Below are 18538 nucleotides of genomic sequence, written 5' to 3'. Positions count from 1 at the left end.
GTGTCAGTCGAAGTCGGTCGGCAGTTCCGGATGGCGGAAATGCTCGAACATCCGCTGGATCTGCCCGGGCAGCACGCGGCCGAGCGAGAGGTCGTCCGGGATCTCGTCGGGGCCAAAGAAGGCCGCGCCCTGGGTTTCCAGGCTGTCCGAAGCGGTGCCGCCGGTGATCTCGCACAGGTAGAACAGCTTGAGGCAGGAAAACGGTGAGGGCGGATGTCCTTGCCGCGTCCGGTCCCAGGCGGCGGCGAGCTTGACCGCACGGGTTGTGTAGCCGGCCTCCTCCATCACTTCCTTGGCGACGTTCTCGGCGCCGGTGAGGTTCACGTCGGCCCAGCCGCCCGGCAGGGTCCAGCGGCCGGCATCGACCAGTTCGCGCACCAGCAGGATGCGTCCGTCGCGGAAGGCGGCGGCGCGCACGTCCACTTTCGGCGTGGCGTAGCCCTGTTCCCCGGCAAAGAGGTCGACGATGCGCTGCACATTGCCATCCGTGTGTGCCGCCATCGCCCGTGCCGCCAGCAGCCGCAGGGTTTCGTAGCGTTCCCGGTCATAGGGATCGCGGGTAAAGGCGAGGCCGGTCTGTGCGATCGCCTGTAGTTCCCGTGCCCAGGTCAACCAGTCGGGTTCGGTCATAGCGTGTCCGTGCCTTATGCCGCGCAGCGCGAATGGGGTGCAGGGGTCCCCTGACCCCTGCCGGGTCAAGGGCGGAGCCCTTGCCTTTCTGGACTTACCGAATCACCGGCCTGGAGGGATCGGCGGTCCATTCCGACATGGACCCGTCGTACAGCCTGGTATTCGGCCGGCCCAGTACTTCGGACAACACGAACCAGTCCCCGGCTGCCAGGGTACCGGTGTTGCAATAGGTGATCACCGGCTTGGCCGGGAGGGAACTGAACAGTTTCGCCTGGTGTTCCGCCGGCTGCAGCCGGCCATCCGGCGCCAGTGTCGCCTGCTGGTCCACCCAGACCGCGCCCGGCAGGTGCCCGCCGGTCCGCACCACGGGCGAGCGTGCCGTGCCGTTCCACTGCGCCAGCGGGCGTGCGTCCACCAGCGTCGCCGCGCCGCTGGATGCGGCCAGAGCCACCTCGGTCAGGCTCGCCCGCAGTGAGGGGTTGTACTGGGGCGTGAACTGTGCCGGCTGCGGCTGCACCGGGCCGCGTTCCTGTGGGCCGCGCCAGGCATTCCAGCCGCCATCGAGCACCGAGACCTCGGCATGGCCAAGCACCTTGAAGGTCCAGTAGACCCGAGCCGCCATCGGGAAGTGCTCCGCCACGATCACCACGTGGTCGTCGTTGCCGACGCCCAGCGCCCCGATGGTGCTGGCGATCTGCTCGATGGGGGGCAGGGCGCCGGCCGCGCCGCCGGGTTGGCGGGCCAGCCAGCCCGCGGTTCCGTATTCGGCCGAGACCGCCCCCGGCACGTGCCCGGCCGCGTGCTCGGCGGCCGGGCGGACATCCAGCACGACCAGTCTTTTCCCCGTTCCCGGCCCGTCCGACAGCCGCGTTTCCAGCCAGCTCCCCGCGACCAGGGGATCAGCGGCGCGGGCGGAGGCCAGGGTTGCGCCGGCGAGCGCCAGCGCCAGGAGAACGGCGACGAGACGACGAGGCATGGAGGCTGCATCCTTACCCGTATCAGTCCGGGCAGCTAACCCATGCCGTCGCTCAGGCGCAACGCCCGGCGGGGACGATCAGGACTCAGCTTTCCGCGCGCCGCCACGCGCGACCACGCCAGGGCAGCAACGCCGGCACCTGGGCCTGGTAGGCGGCATAGTCCGCGAACCGGCGCAGCAATGCCCGCTCCTGCAGCCGCAAGGCGACCAGGATGCCGATGATCGCGAAGATCGCCGTGGCCGCCGAGCGCAGGTCGTGCACCAGGGCCACCAGGATCAGGATCGCGCCGGCGCTGAAGGGGTGGCGCACATAGGCGAGCACGCCGCGCACGACGAATGGCGCATTCTGTTCGGGTTGGGCGTCACCGGCCAGGGGGAGGCCGAGCAGCGCCCAGACATCGCGGGCCTGCGCCGCGGCCAGCAGCACCAGCAGCCCGGCGATGCCGATCCCCTGTTGCAGAACCAGCAGCAGCCAGGGGCGCGGCCATTCCAGATCCGGAACTGTTTTCCCGCCGACCACCAGCACGATCCCGAGCAGCACCGCCCCGATCGCGTTCCGCGCCAATCGCTGGTTGCGTTTGAAGGCCCGCGCCAGCAGCGCCTCGGCCTTGTCCTGCGTCAGGAACCAGACCACCGCCCCGAATACCACCCAGGCCAGCGCATACGCGGCCGTGCCGATCACCACACCGATTGCCATGTCGGATCCTTCCGTTCAGCTCGTTGGAGCCCGTCCTGCAATGCCATGGCAGGGTGAGACAGGCCGGCTGCCCGGGGCGGTTGGCAACGAGGCCGGCCGTGCCCTGCGAACGGCAAGTCATTTCATTCTAAATGAAATAAACGGGGCGCGTCAAATGTGACGTTCTTGCACCTATGCGCGCATCACCCGTGCCGGCAAGCCCTGTCGCACGACGCTCCCGCTGGCCGGGTCGACCCAGAGCGATTCGCCCGTCCGGGTCGGATCGCGCAGGCCCGGCCCGGGGGAGAGGTCATCGCCGGCCAGTGCGATCACCCCGCGCATGATGCCGGCGCGCAGCACTGCGGTCCCGGTCATGCGGCCGTCCGGCGTCTCGACGAGCACGGTGTCGCCGCTGCCCAGCCCGAGCCGCGCGGCATCGTCCTGGTGAAGCAATACGGTTCGGCCGGCTGCCGGCACCGGGTCCTGCTGGCTGACCAGCAGGAACGGCCACTGCGCCGGCGGATACGGCACCTGCAGCGCCGTGCCGTCGGCGAAGGAGGGCGGCACCCAGCGCGGCACCCCGGCCGGGCAGGTGAGGTTTTCGTGACAGATGTTTACCTGGCGCGGCACGGCCGTCGCGGTGCCCGGATCGGCGAAGCGCCCGCCGCGTGCCAGCACGCCCGCCACCTTGCGCCATTCCCCGGGTTTCAGCGTGGCCTCCAGCTCCGGGCGCAGGCGATCAAGGCCGGTCAGCCACAGATCGTCATCGCCGGCATCGGGCACGGATGGGGCCGCGAAGGCGATATTGGCACCGGCGCGCAGATACCAATCGGCGGCGCGGACCAGCGGATACGCGGCGCCGGCCGCATCCCGGATCGCCGCCGTCCCGAACCCGGGCAGCCCCAGGGCCTTGGCGCAGCCGATCAGGAAGCTTTCCAGGGTCACCGGCGCGCCATCGGCGCTGGTTGCGGTGCGCGGCGACACCACCGGCCAGCCGGCCGTGTGTGTGCGCGCGGCCCAGCCCCAGCTTTCAGGTCCCATGCTGTCCGGGACGATGTAGTCGGCGAAGGCGGAGCTGCCGTCGGCGAAACGGTCGATCGCCACGATCAAGGGCAGTTTTTTCGGGTCGGCCAGATCTCTCGCCAGGGCCGCGCGCAATCCGGGCGTGCCGTCGAGCGGCGGCGCGCCCCACAGGACCAGCGCCCCCAGCGGATAGGGCGTGCCCTGCAGCGACGCCGCCAGCCACTCCGCCGGGACGGCGGATGACACCACGCCAGAGGCCACGCGCATGCCCGGAAAGGTGGCGAGGTCATAGCGCGGTCCCGCGGCTTCGGCCGGGAAGGCGTCGCCATCGGGCAGCATCCCACCCGGAGAGCCAATGTTGCCGATCAGCGTGTTCAGGGTCATCAGCGCGAAGGTCGCGAGGCTGCCATTGGCGGTACCGGAGATGCCCGGCACCATCACCGCGCGCCGGCCATGGCTGGTGAAGTCCCGGGCCAGCGCCGCAAGCGCCTCGGCCGGCACGCCGCAGATGGCGGCGAAGGCCGCAAGCGGCTGCGCCTGCGTGCTCTCGCGCAGCAGGTCGAGGCTGGAACGGATGCGCAGCCCACCGACGCGGCGATCGACGAACAGCGCGGCGCGCGGCACCACGGTCGCCGGCCGCAGCGTGCCGTCGGCGGCGTCCTCGACCACGCAGGGATCGTCCTCGTCGGCTGCGGTGTGGCCGCGATCGGAGGCGCGCAGGAAGCTGCCCTCGCGCGGATGGCCGGGCTCGCAGATCACCAGATGCGTCGCGTTGGAAAAGCTCGCGGTCCCGGCCGCCGCATGGGGGCGCGACAGGTACTCTGCGTCGTAGCGCCCCTGCGCGATGATACAACCGATCATGCCGAGCGCCAGCGCCAGTTCGGTGCCGGGCCGGATCGGCAGCCAGCCGGCATGAGCGCCGGCGGCGGCATTGTCGAAGGTCCCGAGCACCGGTGCGGCGACGACATAATCGAGCCGCCCCGTGGCACGGCCCGCGGCGAGGCGACGCAGCATCGGCCGAAACGAATCGCCCGTTCCGCCGCCGCAGACGATCACGTAGGCAGCCTGCCCAATGTCGGGCCAGGAGGGGGACGTGTCCGTGGCCAGGAGATTGACGCTGCCGAAACCCTGGCGCACGAAACGGCGCACCAACCCAAGACGCCCGGGCTCGGCCGTGCCCAGCCAGGCGAACTGGTTCGCCCGCGGTCCCAGATGTGGCCGCGCCGGGTCGATCGGGGCATCGTCGCGCAGGGCCCGCAGCCCCGCGACCGGCCCTTCGCCGAACAGGTCGCCGCCCTCCACCACCTCGCGGATGAGCTGCTCGAGGCTGATCGCCTGCCAACGCCCGGCATGGCGCGGCCCCACCCGCTTGAGCGGGGTCAGCACGCGCCCGGGATCGGCGGCCTGGGCGGGCAGCGCGGCGCCGCGGCCACACAGCGTTGCGCGATAGGTCAGCCCGGTCTCGTGATGGCGCGACAGCAGCCGCAGCGCCTCGCGCGGCGTGGTGGCGTCGGGCAGCGGCGGATCGGCCACAAGCGGATGCCAGGGGTTCCCGCCGACGCGCAGCACGCGGCCGGTGGCGCGCTCCACCCGCACCCGCAGGCCGCAGCCGGCGCCGCAGCCCTGGCAGAGCGTCTGCGCCACGTACTGCTCAGGGTTTGGCGTGACCTCGCCTGTCAGCGGATCGACCACGGCCTCGGGGGCCGGCGCCCGCCCGGCGGGGCGGGGGGCGGCGAGGCCGGAAACCAGGCGGCGCCCGGTCTCCGCGGTGCCGGCGGCGAAGGCGGCGAGACCGGCCCCGGCGGCGCCGGCCTTCAGCAAACTGCGACGAAACGCCATGCGCTCACGCCCTTCCGGGACGATGCGGACCCAGCACCGGCAAGGATCCGGCCAATGCGATCACCAGGAACAGCAGCAGCCCGGTCGCGCCGAGCAGGCCGGACAACGCCGGCAGATCAGGCAGCAGATCCGCGACGGATGACCCCGGAAGGCTTTGGCCACCGGCCAGCACGACCCAGTCCATCCCCCAGCCGCTTGCCGCGGCGATGCCGCCGACCAACCAGCCCGCGCGGAGCAACGCCGGCAGCAAGGCGAGGCCCGCTGCCCCCGCCAGCGCGGTCACGACCGGGGATCCCCCCATCCACCCCCAGCCGAGCCCGGCCAAGATCGCCAGCGCCGCCACCGTGCCCCACGCCAGCAGCGCCGTCATCCGCGGCTCGCAGAGCGTACGGCTGCCGGCCGGGGCGCAGCTTCGGTCCAGCACCAGCGCCAGCCCGAGCGCGCCGGCGAGGCCGGCGACGGCAAAGATCCAGGGCAGCAGCGGCGTGTTCCACAGCTCCCGTGCCGGCACCGCGGTCAGCACCCTGGCGCCGCAGATCAGCAGGCCGAGGCCGCAGCCGGCGGCGGCGATCATGGCCAGCAGGCGCAGCCGCGGCGCGCCACCGCCGCCGAGCGAGGCGATCCGGTGCAGCTTCGCCCGCAGCCCGGGGCCTTCCGCCGCGGCGAGGTCGCGGCGCAGCGTGGTCCAGGCGAAGACCACCAGCGCACCAAGATAGCAGGGAAGCATCCAGGCGACCGAGGTCATCGCGGACGACCCGTTGCCGCGCGCGTAGATGGTCAAGGCCCGTGCGGGCTGGGCCAGACCGGCCAGCAATGCTACCGGTGCGGCCACGCCGCAGGCCAGCGCCACCAGCAGTCCCAGCCGCGAGACACGCTGCCAGTGCGGATGCCCGAAGGCGCGTCCGGGCAAGGCCAGCAGGAACGCCCCGAACGACGTCGCGGCCAGGAACAGGAACTGTGCCGTCCAGACCTGCCAGACCAGGGGAGACGCCGGCATCGGTCAGTCCTCCTGCGCCGTGGCGAGGCCGAAATAGAAGACCTGTGGCGCAGTGCGCCGGGCCGGTTGCAGCACCCGTGCCTCCCGCCCGGCCAGGGCACGATTGGGCGCGCTGACCGGATCGTTGAGGTCGCCGAAGATGCGCGCGCCGCCGGTGCAGCTCTCCACGCAGGCGGGCAGCAACCCGGCATCGAGGCGGTGGGCGCAGAAGCTGCACGCATCCGCCGTGCCGGTCTCCGCGTCCAGGCGGCGGGCGTCATACGGACAGGCCTGCACGCAATAGCCGCAGCCGATGCAGGCATCCGCATCCACCAGCACGATGCCGTCGGGCCGCTGGACGCTGGCGCCGACCGGGCAGACCGGGATGCAGGGGGCCTCGGCGCAGTGGTTGCACAGCAGCGGCAGCATCTCCAGGCGGGGGGCGCCGTGCCGCGCGACCTCGCGGACCGGGACAGAGGTCAGCGCGCCGCCCGCGGGCAGGCCGTTCTCCTCGGCGCAGGCGAGGGTGCAGGACTGGCAGCCGATGCAGCGGGCAAGGTCGATGACCATGCCCCAGCGCGGCGCGTCCGTGGCCACCGGCGGACGAGGGGCGGCAGGACCGGCGGCCTGCGTCGCGGCGGTCCCCCCGCGGAACAGGCTGCGCCGCGTCCGGCCCGGGAGGGAGTTCGCTGCCATGGCCGCAAGCTGCCCCGGTCCCGGCGCAGCGGCGTTGACTCATGTCAAATGAGAAAGCAGCAACATTCGGCCCCGTGACCGGGCCGGCGCGGCCCAGGTGGCGGTTTGTGCGACGCAAGGTTACAAGTCGCCCGCGCAAGATCATGGCCGGTGCTGTCGCCGGCCCGTCGTTTTTCACTCCGTCCACCGAAAGGCGCGTCATGCCCGACGCTCAGTACGTCCTGACACTGTCCTGCCCGAACCGCCCTGGAATCGTGGCCGGAGTTTCAACTTACCTTTTCGAGCATCACTGCAACATCCTCGACGCACAGCAATTCGACGATACGGTCGGCGGCCGCTTCTTCATGCGCGTGTGCTTCAACGGCATCGAGAAGGCGGTATTCGACAACCTGCTGGAAGGTTTCGGCCGCATCGCCGGCGAGTACGACATGAACTGGGCGCTGCAGCCGGTGTCGCGCAGGAAGCGCGTCATGGTGCTGGTCTCGAAGTTCGACCATTGCCTCGCCGACCTGCTGTATCGCTGGCGCATCGGCGAGCTGCCGATGGAAATGGCCGGCATCGTTTCGAACCATCCGCGCGAGAGCTACGAGCATCTCGATTTCGATGGCGTGCCGTTCCATTACCTGCCGGTCACGCGGATGACCAAGATGGAGCAGGAAACCCAGCTCTGGAGCCTGATCCGCGAGCAGAAGATCGATCTGGTGGTGCTGGCGCGCTACATGCAGATCCTGTCGGACGGGCTGTCCGCCAAGCTCTCGGGCCGCTGCATCAACATCCACCATTCGTTTCTGCCGGGCTTCAAGGGCGCGCGTGCCTACCATCAGGCGCATGAGCGCGGCGTGAAGCTGATCGGCGCGACCGCGCATTACGTCACCTCCGACCTCGACGAGGGGCCGATCATCGAGCAGGACGTCGAACGCATCAGCCATCGCGACACGCCTGATGACCTGGTGCGCAAGGGCCGCGACATCGAGCGGCGGGTGCTCGCGCGTGCCCTGCGGCATCACCTGGAAGACCGGGTGCTGCTGAACGGCCGTCGCACGGTGGTGTTCGCCGAATAGAGCGACATCGCCCGCTTTTCCCCGGTCCATGCCCATCCCGCCCGTGGCACGGGCGGCAGGGATGGACCGGGGATTGCCGCTTCCCCGGCGCTGCAACCGGCAAGAAGTGCCTAGATCAGAGATACAACAGAAAGTCGCGCGCGCCGTTCCAGGTGGTGGTTTTTGGTTCTGGACTAAGGTCTTTCGCACGATCTCGTGACTAACATTGGCTGGTCCGCTCGAATAGCGTGCAATATTGAATTGAGCGAAACCGATGTCCCGGGTCTGTCCGCCGAACGCCACGCGCGACGAGGCCAATATTACTCTCGCAATCCTCGTTGCCAAGGAAGAACGCATGCGCCTCGCCCTGGAGGGGGGCGAGCTGTCCGTGTTGGACTGGGACATCGACAGCGGCAGCATCATCTGGTCCGATGCACTCGCCAGTGCGCTCGCCCTGCCGGAAGGCGGTTTCCGCGACAGCATCCAGGGCTTTCTCGCCCAGGTTCACCCGCATGACCGCGACCGGGTGCAGGCGGCGATGGACCAGGCGATCGCCGGCCGCGCCTCCTACGACATCCGGTTCCGCCTGCGCCGCCCGGACGGCACGATGCGCTGGACCGCGAGCCGCGGCGTGGTGGTGCGCGACGAGGCGGGGCGCCCGGTCCGCATGGTCGGGATCGGCCGCGACGTCACCTCCGAGCAGGAAGAGCTGGAAGCCCTGCGCCAGAGCGAAAGGCGGTTGCGCCGCCTGGAACGCGCCGCCCGGCTCGCCGCCATCGAACTCGATCTCGGCGATCCGCTGGCGGAGGCGGCGGTTTCGGGCAAGTTCGCCGAGCTGTGGGGATTGCGTTCCGGCGACCGGCGCGACCTGGCGACCCTGCTGCGCCGCGTGCATCCCGCCGACCGCTCCCCCCTGGCGGCCACGCTCGGCCGCCTGGCCCTCAGCGGTGGATCGATCGATACCGAGATCCGCCTGCTCGCGGTCGATGGCGGCATCCTCTGGATGGCCATCCACGGCGAGGCCGAGCCGCCGCCGCCCGGCAAGGGCCACCGCCTCGTCGCCGCCTGCTTCGACGTCACCGCCCGTCACCGTGCCGAGGACCTGGCGCGCGAGCGGCTGGAGGAGCTGGAGGCGACCTACGCCGCCGCGCCGGTCGGGCTGTGCGTGCTCGATGTCGGCCTGCGCTACCAGCGCATCAACGCGCGCATGGCCGAGATCAACGGCGTGCCGGAATCCGCCCATCTTGGCCGGCACATCGATGAGATCGTTCCCGACCTCGCCCCTGCCATCGAGGCCCTGCTCACCCGCGTCACCGACACCGGGGAGCCGGCCCGCAGCCTGGAGATCAACGGCGAAACCCCGGCCCAGCCCGGCGTCGTCCGCACCTGGCTGGTGAACTGGTTTCCCCATCACGACGCCACCGGCACGGTCGCCGGCTACAGCGTCACCGCCGAGGAAATCACCGATCGCAAACACGCCGAACAGGCGTTGCGCGCCAGCGAGGCGCAGTTCCGCACGCTGGCCGACACGGTGCCGGGCATCGTCTTCATCAGCGACGCGACCGGCCGCACCGTCTTCACCAGCCGCTACCTCGCCGAGCTGACCGGCCTGGTGCCTGCCGCGCTGCAGGGCGAGGCCTGGCTGCAGACGATGCACCCGGACGATCATCCGCGCGTCATCGTCGCCCGTGCCGCCGCGATCCGCGCCCAGCGTCCCTACCGGCTGGAATATCGCCTGCGCCGTGCCGACGGATGCTGGCGCTGGTTCAGCGTGCGCGGCGTGCCGCATCGCGACCCCGACGGCGTGGTCACAAGCTGGATCGGCATTGCCACCGATGTCACCGACGCGGTCGCCGCGCGCGAGGCGCTGGCGCGGAAAGTGCACGCCAGCGCCGTCGCCCTGGGCCAGACCGAGGCCCGTTTCCGTGCCATCTTCGACGCCCAGTTCCAGTTCACCCTGCTGCTTTCCCCCGACGGCCGCGTGCTGGAAGCGAACCGGGCAGCGCTGGAAGCGGGCGGATTGCGGATCGGGGATGTGATCGGCCGTCCGTTCTGGGAAACCCCCTGGTGGCCCGACTCCACCCGGCCCTGGTTGCGCGAGGCGATTGCCGCCGCGGCCTCCGGCACGCTCGTGCACCACGAGGTGGAACTGCGCGGCGGTGACGGCGGCATGCTCGACGTGGATTTCTCGCTCAAGCCGCTGCACGACCCGCAGACGGGGCAGGTCCTGACCCTGATCGCCGAGGGCCGCGACATCACCGAATGGCGCAACGTGCAGGCCCGGCTCGCCCACACCGAACGGCTGTCGGCGCTCGGCCAGCTCGCCGGGGGCATTGCCCATGATTTCAACAACGTGCTGCAGGCGATCGCCGGCGCCGCCGACACCATCGCCCGCCATCCCGGCGACGCTGCCATGGTGCGCCAGCAGGTGGAACTGGTGCAACGCTCCGCCACCCGTGCCGGGGCGATCGCCCGACGCCTGCTCGCCTTCGCCCGCAGCGACGAACTGCAGGCCGCCCCGGTGGATGTCGCCGCCCTGTTCGAGGAACTGCGCGCGATGCTGGTGCACCGGCTCGGGCCGGGCTTCCGGATCGACGTCGTGGTGGAACCGGGACTGCCGCCGGTGCTGGCCGATCCGGGGCAGCTTGAGACCGTGCTGGTCAACCTCGTGGCCAATGCCCGCGACGCCATGCCGGACGGCGGCATCATCCGTTTCGCCGCGGCCACCGATCCCGGCGCCGCCTCGCCGCCGGAAATCCGCCTCTGCGTCACCGATACCGGCACCGGCATGGACGCCAGGACGCTCGCCCATGCCGAGGAACCGTTCTTCAGCACCAAGCCGCGCGGGCAGGGCACCGGACTTGGCCTGGCCATGGCCCGCGGCTTCGCCGAACAATCGGGCGGGCGCATGGCGATCGACAGCACCCCGGGGCGCGGCACCTCCGTCACGCTGTGGCTGCCACAGGCCCTCGCTGCCACCGATGCCGGCACGACCGCACGGCCCGGCCCCGCCACCGCCTCGGACGACGCGGCACCACGCCGGGTGCTGGTGGTCGATGACGACGAACTGGTGCGCATGACCGTCACCGACGCGCTGGAAGACGCCGGCTTCGCCGTGCAGGTCGCGCCCGGCGCCAAGGCCGCCCTGGAATTGCTCGCGCGCATGCCGGTCGAGGTCATGGTGACCGACCTGGCCATGCCGGAGATGGACGGACTCGCCTTGATCCGCGCGGCCCGGGAAGCACGCCCCGAACTGCCCTGCGTGCTGCTGACCGGCTACGCCGGGGACGGCGCGGATGCCGAACTCGGCGGTACTGCCACACGCCATTTCCGCCTGCTGCGCAAACCCTGCCGCGCCCACGAACTGACCAGCGTGGTGGCGGAATTGACAGCTTTGAACTGAAAGAAAAGCAAGGCCAGGGCGCTGCCCCGGACCCGGCGTCGTGCGCAGGCACGCTTGCGCGCGACGGCCACAAGGCCCCTGGAACCCATTCGCGCTGCGCGGCACAGCAGGAGTAGGGCGGATCAGCGAAGCGCAATCCGCCATTGCAAGGCACCGCGAGCTGGCCGACCCGCGTTGGCGGACTGCGTCCGCCCTACCACTGCGCGGCTTATCCTTCCGCGAGGCGGACCTCGCCGCCACCTTCGGGCACCGGTTGCGGCAGCTCCTCGGCGCCCAGCGTCTCGTGCGCGAGCAGGCTCTCCGCCCCTTCATCCAGCTTCGTGCGGTTGCGCCGCAACACCGCGAGCGCCCGATCGAGCGCGCGCTCCAAGGTCGCCTGCACCGCCTGGTCGATCTCCCTTGCGGTCTGTTCGGAGAACCGGCGGGGACGCCAGAAGGCACCGGGCTGGTCGAGGAAACGACCCTCCTCGGTGTCCCAGGCAACCGGGCCCAGCTTCGCGTCCATGCCGAAGCGCAGCACCATGCCACGGGCGATGTCGGTCGCCTTGGCGAGGTCGTCGGCCGCGCCGGTCGAGATGTCCGGCCCGGTCAGCATCTCCGCGGCCCGCCCCCCCATCAGCACCGCAAGCTTCGCCTCCAGTTCCGCGCGGCCCATCAGGAAACGGTCCTCGGTGGGGCGTGCCAGGGTGTAGCCGAGCGCGCCGATGCCGCGCGGGATGATCGAGACCTTGCTCACCGGATCCGCCCCGGGAAGGGCCAGTGCCACCAGGGCATGCCCCATCTCGTGAAAGGCGACGGTGCGCCGCTCGCGCGGGATCAGCACGCGCGAGCGCTTTTCCAGCCCGGCGATGATGCGCTCCACCGCCGCGGTGAAATCCCCCATGCCGATGGCATCGGCGCCGCGCCGCGTGGCATGCACCGCTGCCTCGTTCGCGAGATTGGCCAGGTCCGCCCCGGTGAAGCCCGGGGTCAACGCCGCCAGCTCCGTAAGGTCGACGTCATGCGCCAGGGCCAGGCCCTTGAGGTGGACCTTCAGGATGTCGATGCGCCCCTTCTTCTCCGGCCGGTCCACCAGTACCTGCCGGTCGAAGCGGCCAGCGCGCAGCAAGGCGGGGTCGAGGATCTCCGGGCGGTTGGTCGCCGCCAGGATGACGATCGCCACCGCCCGGTCGAACCCGTCCATCTCCGCCAGCAACTGATTGAGCGTCTGCTCCTTCTCGTCCTGCCCGGTGATCGGCGAGGCATGCCGGGCCCGCCCGAGCGCATCCAGCTCGTCGATGAAGATGATGCAGGGAGCACTCTCGCGCGCCTGCTCGAACAGGTCACGCACGCGCGCGGCGCCGACGCCCACGAACATCTCGACGAATTCGGCGCCGTTGGTGGAGAAGAAGGCGACCCCGGCTTCGCCGGCCACCGCACGCGCCAGCAGCGTCTTGCCGGTGCCCGGCGGCCCGACCAGCAGCACGCCGCGCGGCATGTGCGCGCCGAGGCGGGTGAATTCCTCCGGCCGGCGCAGGAAATCGACGATCTCCCGCAGTTCCTCCTTGGCCTCGTCGACGCCGGCGACATCGTCGAAGGAGGTCTTCACATCGGTCTCGGCGATCAGCTTGGCGCGGCTGCGCCCGACCGAGAGCAGCCCGCCGCCGAGCATGCCGCCGCCGCCGCGCCCGCCCGCGAGAAACCGGGAGGCGGCGAGCCAGACCCCCACGAACAGCAGCGGCGGCATGATCCACGACAGCGCCGTCGCGACCGGCCCCATGCCGGGCGCCCCGTTGTATTGCTCGACGCCGTGCTTCGACAGCTCAGCGGCGATGTCCACCGGCACCCGCTGGGTGGTGAAGCTGGTGGCACCGTTGGGCAGCTTCTCGCGCAGCTCCCCGCGGATCGTGTCGCCGGCCACCGTGACCTTCGCCACCTTGCCGTCTGCGAGCAGTTGCTCGAACCGGCTGTAGGGAATCGGCTCGGTGACCGCCCCCAGCCCGAACTGACCGACCAGGCCGAGCGACAGCATCACGATGGCCGCCATCCACAGCATCTGGACGAAAGGCAGCTTCTGCATGCGACCGATCCGGCGCCGTGGGGGGGAGTTCAGTGCGCCATCAGCACCGGCACGTCGATGCCGGAGAGGATGTGGCGGGTGAAGCCGCCGAACACCACTTCGCGCAGGCGGCTGTGGCTGTAGCCCCCCATCACGATCAGGCTCGCCTGCAATTGTCCGGCCTCGGCCAGCAGCACCTCCACCGGCCGGCGTCCCTCGCGCCCGAGTTGGCGGACGCAGGTATTGGCATTGTGCCAGCGCAGCGTGCGCAGCAGCCGGTCGGAGCTGTGCTCGCGCGACTCGTCGCCCTCGACCACCGTCACGATCACCACGCGCTCGGCCCGCTCGATCAGCGGCAGCGCGGCGGCCACCGCGCGAGCGGCCTCGGGCGTGTCCTTCCAGGCGATGACCACGGTGCCGGGCAATGTTTGCGGCACCTTCCGCGGGGCAATCAGCAGCGGCCGCCCGGTATCCATCAGCGCTGCTTCCAGCACCTCCATCGCTACCTCGCGCCCGGGCTGGGCGTGGCCCACCACCACCAGGTCGGCGAAGCGGCCGTATTCGGAGATCCACTGCGCGTCGCTGCCGGTCTCTACCGTGAACTCGGCGGACAGACCCTCGCCCGGGTGCGGGGTGCCACGGGGGATGCCATGCCGTTCGCAGAACCGACCGACCTCCTGGCGTGCACGCGCCTCGACCTGCCGCGCTTCCGCGTCGAGCTTGTCGACCATGCCCCGCATCGCCACGCCGCCACCGAAACCTCCGGTCGACATCGAAATCACCACCTCGGTGACGTCGACCCGCACGTGCAGGAACTCGAGATGGGCAGAGAAGGGGCGGGCGGCGAGCAGCGCCGTCTCGAACACGGTCTCGTCGGTGGCGGAGCCAGTGGCGGGGACCAGGAGGTACTTGTACATCTTCCTCTCCTTCGCCGGCAGCGCCGCGCGGCGTGCCGGCCCGGGCTGGCGCCAAGTCAAGCACGAAAGTCCCTGGCTGTCGCGCCCGGATGCCGCTTCCTCCGGCCAGGGCAGACCACCCCCGCGTGCCGCGAAGATCGGGCGCACGCCTTGCCCTGCGTCCGGATCATGGCCGGGTGGAACCGGGCCGGGCCGGCGCGACAGCCTCGCCCGATTGGCGATACAACAGGGGCGAGCTGCCGCGGCGGCTGATCCAGATCAATGCCGTGCCGCGGTGGCCCATCGTGCTATGGTGCCAAATATTGACAGGAGGCAGCCATGAAAGCAGGCGATGTGATGACCCGTGAGGTCGTGACCGTCGGCCCGGACACTCCCGTCCTGCAGGTGGTGAAGCTGCTGCTGGCGCGGGGCATCTCCGGCGTGCCCGTGGTCGACGAGGATGCCGCCCTGGTTGGCGTGGTCAGCGAAGGCGACCTGATGCGCCGGGTGGAACTCGGCACCCAGAAGCGGCGCGGCGGCTGGCGCGAGTTCTTCACCGGCACCGCCACCCTGGCCGAGGATTACGTCCGCTCCCACGGCGTCTTCGCCCGCGACGTGATGACGCGCGACGTTGTCTCCGTGACCATCGACACCGAAATCAGCGACATCGCCGACCTGATGGAGGCGCGCCGTATCAAGCGGGTGCCGGTGCTGCAGGATGGCAAGCTGGTCGGCATCGTCAGCCGCTCCAACCTGCTGCGCGCCTTCGCCTCGCAGGAGACCGACGCGTCCGCCCCGGTGCATGCCGATGATGCCTCGATCCGCGCCGCCCTGCTCACCGAACTGGGCCGCGAAACCTGGAGCCGCCGCGCCGAGAACACCGTGGTGGTCACTGACGGCGTCGTGCATCTGTGGGGTCTGGTGGCGACCCCGGAAGAGCTGCGCGCGCTCGAACTGGTCGCCCAGGGCGTGCCCGGGGTGAAGTCGGTGCGCAACCACATGATCGTGCTGTCGGAAGAACCCTATCCGCTGTTCCCCGGCTCCTTCGCGGCCTGACGCGTGGCCGAGGCGCCCTCCGCCGACCACCCGGCACCGGACCCCACCCTGGCGCCCGCGCCGGGTGGGGTCATTCCGGCCTTCGCGCCGAGCGCCCTGCTGTCCTGGCTGACCCGCAGCGTCGGCGAGGCCGCCATGCCCGATCCCTCGGTGGTGCCGGCCGGCACGCCGCTGCGGGGCGCGATCGCGGTGCTGCGCCGCTCCGACGCGCCGGCCTGTCTGGTCGCCGGTGCCGACGGCCGTGCCATCGGCCTGCTCTGTTCCGACACGCTGGTGCGCGAGGCGATGTTCCACGTCGATCCGGCGACCCCGGTCGAGCGGGTCATGCAGGGGCCGGCCGCGCTGATCGGCGCCGGCGAGCCGCTGCACCAGGCGGCGGCGCGGCTGCGGCGGGAGGGGCGGCGGGCGCTCGGCGTGGTCGATGCCGACGGGCGCCCGGACGGGCTGTTGACCGCCGAGGCGGCGCTCACGCCGATGCTGGCGCCGGTGGCGGCCTTCGTGGACCGGGTCGGCCTGCCCGGTTGGGCGGACCGGGCCGGGTTGTGGGCGGCGCTGCTGCGCGACGGCCAGGACCCGGTCGCGGTGCAGGCGGGCATCGGCGGCATGATCGATGCGCTGGTGGCGCGGCTGTCCGAGGGCATCGTCCGGGCCATGGGCGAGGCCGGCTGGGGCGAGCCGCCGGTCCGCTTCACCGTGCTGATGATGGGCTCGGGCGGGCGGCACGAGAGCTTCCTGCATCCCGACCAGGACAATGGCCTGATCCTGGAGGATTATCCCGACGAGCTGCACGGCCTGGTCGACCATTGGTTCATCGAGTTCTCCGAGCGCTTCACCCGGGCCCTGGCCGCCGCCGGCTTCCCGCTCTGCCGTGGCCATGTGATGGCGACCAACCCGGTGTGGCGGAAGTCGATCTCGCAATGGCGGGCCCAGGTCGCGGGCTGGGCGCACCGGCGCAGCCTGCAATCGGTGATGTGGGCCGACATCTTCCTCGATTTCCGCGCGGTCGGTGGGGCGGTGGAGCTGGGCGAGGCGCTGCGCCATGCGGTGCTGGAGGTCTGTGCCGAGCAGCCCAACTACCTCAAGCAGCTTTCCTGGGAGCATGTGCGCCATGACGTGCCGCTCGGCCTGTTCGGCCAGTTGCTCGGCGAGCCCGGGGCCGAGCACCATCACGAGATCGACCTCAAGCTGCGGGCGACGCTGCCGCTGGTCGGCCTGATCCGCACGCTGGCGCTGCGCAATGGCATCCACGCCACCGGCACGCTGGAGCGCCTGCGCGCGCTGATCGCGGCCGGGCGGGTCAGCGATGGCTTCGGTGTCATGTTGGCCGAGGATTTCGCCATCCTCACGGCGATGCGGGCGCGCCAGCAGCTCGCCGACCTGGAAGCCGGTCGTGTGATCGGCAATCACCTGGCCTTGGCCGGCCTTGGCGAGCGGGAGCGCAAGCGTCTGGTGCGGCTGTTCCGCAGCATCGACACGCTGCGCCGTGTCGCCGCCCAGGAGTTCGGCGGTCGCCTGGGCTAAAACCGAATGGGATCCAAGGGCCACAGGCCCTTGGTGGAGGTCCAGGAGGCAAAGCCTCCTGGTGGGGTCCGGGGCAACGCCCCGGCAGCGGCGGTCAGGGCAAGGGCAGCAAGATGTTCCAGCACGTCCCCGGCCGGGCGCGATGAGCGCGCGTGGTCGCCCCGATCTGACGGGACAGTGATTCGATCAATCGCATCCCCAACCCTCCGCCGCCCTTGGCGTCGTTGGGCAGTCCCGGCCCGAAATCGCGCACGCTGAGCATCATGTCCCCGTTGCGCCGGCGTCGCAGCCGCACTTCCGGTTCCCGGCCGGCCTGCGCGTATTTCAGCGCGTTGGTCACCAGCTCGGTCGCGAGCAGCCCGAGCGGCACCGCGATATCGGTCGGGATCTCGATGCAATCCGTGCGGATGTCGCAGAGCGTGCCGCCGGCGATGCGGGTGAACTGTTCGCACAATCCGCGCAGATAGGCGCCGAATTCGATGCGGCGCGGATCCTGGCCGTTATGAAGTTGTTCGTGGACCTGGGCGATCGCGCCCATGCGGGCCACCGCGTCCTCGAAGGCATGGCGCACCCGTGCCTCGTCCTGGCGCTTGATCTGCAGCTTCAACAGGCTGGCCACCATCTGCAGTGAATTTTTCACGCGATGATTGACTTCGCGGAGCAGCAGATCGTTTTTTGCGATCAGTGCATCCTTTTCGGCCAGCGCCACCTGCTGCTGCGCCTGAAGCCGCGCCGTGGCGTCCCAGACCACGCCGGTCAGCGTGCCGTCCGTGCCGATCGGATCGGGCAGCCAGCGTCCGCGTGCCGTCATCCAGCGGCATGGGCCAGAGGGCAGGTTGACGCGGTAGCCGATTTCGAAGAACCGGCCGTCCGTATCGGGGTCGTCCTGCCCTGCCACCGCCAGCGCCCCGGCGACGGTGGTGCGGTCGTCGGGATGCACCGCGTGCAGGAGGGTGGCGAGGTCGAGCGCCCCTTCGAGGGGCAGGCCGTGCAGGCGGCGTGTCAGCGCCGAGGCGGTGAAGCGGCCGGAGGCTGGCCGGATGCTCCATTCGCCGGTGCCCGAGGCGTCCAGTGCCAGCCGCAACCGTCTCTCGCTGTCGCGCAACGCGGCGGTTTCCCTGGCGGTCTGCAATTCGCGCGTGACGTCCTGTGTGATGATCAGCACGCCATCGGCGAGCGGATGGTACTGGATGTTCCACCAAGTCGGTGGACCGATGCCGCCGGTGGGAGCCTGGTGGGCGAGCAGGCACACGGCGGTCCGGGTGACGTGCACCTTCTCCAGCAGCGCCAGGTCTTCCGCCGTCAGGCCGGGGAAGACCTCGGCGATGGTGCATCCGGTCACCGGCTCGGTCAGGCCCGGGATGGCGCGGTAAGCGGCATTGGCGAAGACGTGACGATGCGCCGGCCCACGCAGGACGGCGACGCCGACGGGGGCCTGCTCGACGATGCGCAGCAGCACGGCGGGATCGGGCACCTCGCCGCCCGGGCCGCCGGGTGTCGAGATGACAGCAAGCAGGGCCTCTGACCGCGCATGCATGGCTTCGGTCGGCTCGATCGGCATCGCTGTCCCATTCCCCCAGGCCAAACCGCGAGGACGGTCGCAGGTTCGGCAGGACCTGCGGAACTACATCTGCTTTTTACAACCGGCGGTAATCAATTTCTTGCGATCCTGAATATCATCGGTTGATGCGCTGTCGAATTGCCCCGACACGTGATCGCATCGTGAAAAACGGCGCGAAGGCAAGTGCAGGTCACTGGTTTTGTGAAT

At 70.6% G+C, this 18538-nt stretch carries 13 protein-coding genes; 4 read left to right on the top strand and 9 right to left on the bottom strand.

Annotation, left to right across the window (positions count from 1 at the left end; all coding sequences use genetic code 11):
• Positions 1-3 precede the first annotated feature (3 nt).
• From NBY65_RS26390 to NBY65_RS26365, 6 genes are all read right to left on the bottom strand, one after another.
• Positions 4-630 carry an NUDIX hydrolase gene (locus NBY65_RS26390; protein WP_150043187.1) on the bottom strand — a complete coding sequence of 209 codons (627 nt, stop codon included), beginning with the start codon at positions 628-630 and terminating at the stop codon, positions 4-6.
• Between the two features lie 94 nt (positions 631-724).
• Positions 725-1606: a sulfurtransferase gene (locus tag NBY65_RS26385; protein WP_150043186.1), complete on the bottom strand. Its 882-nt coding sequence runs from the start codon at positions 1604-1606 to the stop codon at positions 725-727.
• A gap of 85 nt (positions 1607-1691) precedes the next feature.
• The gene (locus tag NBY65_RS26380; RefSeq protein WP_150043185.1) at positions 1692-2303 is read right to left on the bottom strand and encodes a methyltransferase family protein; all 612 of its coding nucleotides are present in this window, start codon (positions 2301-2303) and stop codon (positions 1692-1694) included.
• Positions 2304-2474: 171 nt separating this feature from the next.
• On the bottom strand, positions 2475-5144 hold the full coding sequence (locus tag NBY65_RS26375) for a molybdopterin dinucleotide binding domain-containing protein (protein ID WP_250265745.1): 2670 nt from the start codon (positions 5142-5144) through the stop codon (positions 2475-2477).
• A 4-nt stretch (positions 5145-5148) separates the two neighbouring features.
• A complete protein-coding gene (gene nrfD, locus NBY65_RS26370) occupies positions 5149-6141 on the bottom strand; it encodes an NrfD/PsrC family molybdoenzyme membrane anchor subunit (protein WP_150043183.1) in 993 nt (330 codons plus the stop codon).
• 3 nt (positions 6142-6144) lie between these two features.
• Complete coding sequence (locus NBY65_RS26365; RefSeq protein ID WP_150043182.1) at positions 6145-6816, bottom strand: 4Fe-4S dicluster domain-containing protein; 672 nt, start codon at positions 6814-6816, stop codon at positions 6145-6147.
• A gap of 200 nt (positions 6817-7016) precedes the next feature.
• Here NBY65_RS26365 and purU point away from each other — a divergent pair, with 200 nt between their 5' ends.
• Positions 7017-7877 carry a formyltetrahydrofolate deformylase gene (purU, locus tag NBY65_RS26360; protein ID WP_150043181.1) on the top strand — a complete coding sequence of 287 codons (861 nt, stop codon included), beginning with the start codon at positions 7017-7019 and terminating at the stop codon, positions 7875-7877.
• A 253-nt stretch (positions 7878-8130) separates the two neighbouring features.
• Complete coding sequence (locus NBY65_RS26355) at positions 8131-11259, top strand: hybrid sensor histidine kinase/response regulator (protein ID WP_250265744.1); 3129 nt, start codon at positions 8131-8133, stop codon at positions 11257-11259.
• A gap of 208 nt (positions 11260-11467) precedes the next feature.
• Here NBY65_RS26355 and ftsH read toward each other — a convergent pair whose 3' ends face one another.
• Together ftsH and NBY65_RS26345 are read right to left on the bottom strand one after the other, a co-directional pair.
• Positions 11468-13318: an ATP-dependent zinc metalloprotease FtsH gene (gene ftsH / locus NBY65_RS26350; protein WP_150043179.1), complete on the bottom strand. Its 1851-nt coding sequence runs from the start codon at positions 13316-13318 to the stop codon at positions 11468-11470.
• 29 nt (positions 13319-13347) lie between these two features.
• Positions 13348-14214, bottom strand: coding sequence for a universal stress protein (locus tag NBY65_RS26345; protein ID WP_150043178.1), 867 nt, complete (start codon positions 14212-14214; stop codon positions 13348-13350).
• A gap of 318 nt (positions 14215-14532) precedes the next feature.
• Here NBY65_RS26345 and NBY65_RS26340 point away from each other — a divergent pair, with 318 nt between their 5' ends.
• Together NBY65_RS26340 and NBY65_RS26335 are read left to right on the top strand one after the other, a co-directional pair.
• Complete coding sequence (locus NBY65_RS26340; RefSeq protein WP_150043177.1) at positions 14533-15249, top strand: CBS domain-containing protein; 717 nt, start codon at positions 14533-14535, stop codon at positions 15247-15249.
• A gap of 3 nt (positions 15250-15252) precedes the next feature.
• Positions 15253-16770 carry a DUF294 nucleotidyltransferase-like domain-containing protein gene (locus NBY65_RS26335; protein WP_150043176.1) on the top strand — a complete coding sequence of 506 codons (1518 nt, stop codon included), beginning with the start codon at positions 15253-15255 and terminating at the stop codon, positions 16768-16770.
• A 94-nt stretch (positions 16771-16864) separates the two neighbouring features.
• On the opposite strand, the gene NBY65_RS26330 is transcribed toward NBY65_RS26335, so the two are convergent.
• Positions 16865-18331 (bottom strand): PAS domain-containing sensor histidine kinase, encoded by a 1467-nt coding sequence (locus NBY65_RS26330; protein WP_150043175.1) that lies wholly within the window; start codon positions 18329-18331, stop codon positions 16865-16867.
• Between the last annotated feature and the right edge of the window lie 207 nt (positions 18332-18538).

Origin of the sequence: Rhodovastum atsumiense (assembly GCF_937425535.1) — a bacterium.
GTDB classification, from domain to species: Bacteria; Pseudomonadota; Alphaproteobacteria; order Acetobacterales; family Acetobacteraceae; genus Rhodovastum; species Rhodovastum atsumiense.
This window is presented reverse-complemented; position numbering and strand designations above follow the sequence as displayed.

What these genes read in the sequence shown, in the direction of transcription:
- NBY65_RS26375 (WP_250265745.1), bottom strand. Translation starts at nt 5,144, where the DNA reads ATGGCGTTTCGTCGCAGTTTGCTGAAGGCCGGCGCCGCCGGGGCCGGT.
- NBY65_RS26365 (WP_150043182.1), bottom strand. Translation starts at nt 6,816, where the DNA reads ATGGCAGCGAACTCCCTCCCGGGCCGGACGCGGCGCAGCCTGTTCCGC.
- NBY65_RS26390 (WP_150043187.1), bottom strand. Translation starts at nt 630, where the DNA reads ATGACCGAACCCGACTGGTTGACCTGGGCACGGGAACTACAGGCGATC.
- NBY65_RS26330 (WP_150043175.1), bottom strand. Translation starts at nt 18,331, where the DNA reads ATGCCGATCGAGCCGACCGAAGCCATGCATGCGCGGTCAGAGGCCCTG.
- NBY65_RS26385 (WP_150043186.1), bottom strand. Translation starts at nt 1,606, where the DNA reads ATGCCTCGTCGTCTCGTCGCCGTTCTCCTGGCGCTGGCGCTCGCCGGC.
- purU (WP_150043181.1), top strand. Translation starts at nt 7,017, where the DNA reads ATGCCCGACGCTCAGTACGTCCTGACACTGTCCTGCCCGAACCGCCCT.
- ftsH (WP_150043179.1), bottom strand. Translation starts at nt 13,318, where the DNA reads ATGCAGAAGCTGCCTTTCGTCCAGATGCTGTGGATGGCGGCCATCGTG.
- NBY65_RS26355 (WP_250265744.1), top strand. Translation starts at nt 8,131, where the DNA reads ATGTCCCGGGTCTGTCCGCCGAACGCCACGCGCGACGAGGCCAATATT.
- NBY65_RS26345 (WP_150043178.1), bottom strand. Translation starts at nt 14,214, where the DNA reads ATGTACAAGTACCTCCTGGTCCCCGCCACTGGCTCCGCCACCGACGAG.
- nrfD (WP_150043183.1), bottom strand. Translation starts at nt 6,141, where the DNA reads ATGCCGGCGTCTCCCCTGGTCTGGCAGGTCTGGACGGCACAGTTCCTG.
- NBY65_RS26340 (WP_150043177.1), top strand. Translation starts at nt 14,533, where the DNA reads ATGAAAGCAGGCGATGTGATGACCCGTGAGGTCGTGACCGTCGGCCCG.
- NBY65_RS26380 (WP_150043185.1), bottom strand. Translation starts at nt 2,303, where the DNA reads ATGGCAATCGGTGTGGTGATCGGCACGGCCGCGTATGCGCTGGCCTGG.